This window comes from Streptomyces sp. NPDC004561, assembly GCF_053602155.1.
The window spans coordinates 1-1,284 of record NZ_JBSGDB010000918.1 but is presented as its reverse complement, the minus strand read 5'-3'; the positions used below and the strand labels follow the sequence as shown (position 1 = coordinate 1,284).

The window sequence follows — 1,284 nt, the reverse complement described above, 5'->3', positions numbered from 1 at the left end:
CCGCGAACTCGGCGGCGACCTGCGCTACCACCACGAGATGGAGTCCTTCGAACAGGCCGCCCTTCTACGTCTCTGCGTCGCGGAACCGCGGGAACGGCGGCCGGACGGGTAAGGACTAGTCCTCGTCCGCCACGATCTCCCGGCAGCGCTTCACATCCGCGGCCATCTGCTCCATCAGGGCCTCCAGCGAGTCGAACTTCGCCTGGCCGCGCACGTACACGAGGAAGTCGACGGCGACGTGCAGGCCGTACAGGTCGAGGCCGACCCGGTCGATCGCGTACGCCTCCACCGTGCGCTCGGTGCCGTCGAACTGCGGGTTGGTGCCCACGGAGATCGCGGCCGGCATGGCCTCGCCCTCGACGTGCAGATAGCCGGCGTACACGCCGTCGGCGGGGATGGCGGTGTGGGGCAGCGTCTCGACGTTCGCCGTGGGGAAGCCCAGCTCGCGGCCGCGCTGGGCGCCGCGCACGACGACGCCCTCCACTCGGTGCGGGCGGCCCAGGATCTCGCGGGCGCCCTCGACATCACCCCCGGCGACCAGACGCCGGGTCAGGGTCGAGGAGAACGGCTCGCCGCCGCCCGCCTCACCGGAGACGTACAGGTCCACGACCTCGACGTCGAAGTCGTAGATCGTGCCCTGCTCGGTGAGGAACTCGACGTTGCCGGCCGCCTTGTGGCCGAAGCGGAAGTTCGGGCCCTCCACGACCGCCTTGGCGTGCAGCTTGTCCACCAGGACCTTCACCACGAAGTCGGCGGGCGACAGCTTCGAGAACTCGGTGGTGAAGGGAAGGATGAGCACCGCGTCGACGCCGAGGTCGGTCATCAGTTCCGCGCGGCGGTGGTGGGGGGCGAGCAGCGGCGGGTGGCTGCCGGGGCGGACGACCTCGCTGGGGTGCGGGTCGAAGGTGACGACGACGGCCGGGACGCCCAGCTCGCGGGCGCGGTCGACGGCGTGCTTGATGATCAGCTGGTGGCCGCGGTGGACGCCGTCGTAGGAACCGATGGTGACGACGCTGCGCCCCCAGTCCTGGGGGATGTCCTCCAAGCCACGCCAGCGCTGCACTGTGACCGCTCCTCGAACCCGTGTCCGTGTCTACCTTGACCTCTTGTGCAGGTCTAAGGGTGCCATGCCGGGCGCTCCGGGCCCGCATCGGCCGGGGGGCTGTGACGGGGCGCACGTTCGCGACCGCAGCTCAGAGGGGTGGGCCCGCGCGCCACCCCGTCCGGGCCGGGCGTGTACGCCCTTTGACCCGTCCCGGGCCGGGGCGGTTGCACGACCCGGCC

Annotated in this window: 1 protein-coding gene; it reads right to left on the bottom strand. The window is 71.4% G+C overall.

The window, feature by feature from the left end; genetic code table 11:
- Positions 1 to 115 precede the first annotated feature (115 nt).
- Positions 116 to 1,063 carry a bifunctional riboflavin kinase/FAD synthetase gene (locus tag ACWEN3_RS46690; protein WP_452984540.1) on the bottom strand — a complete coding sequence of 316 codons (948 nt, stop codon included), beginning with the start codon at positions 1,061 to 1,063 and terminating at the stop codon, positions 116 to 118.
- Positions 1,064 to 1,284: the final 221 nt, after the last annotated feature.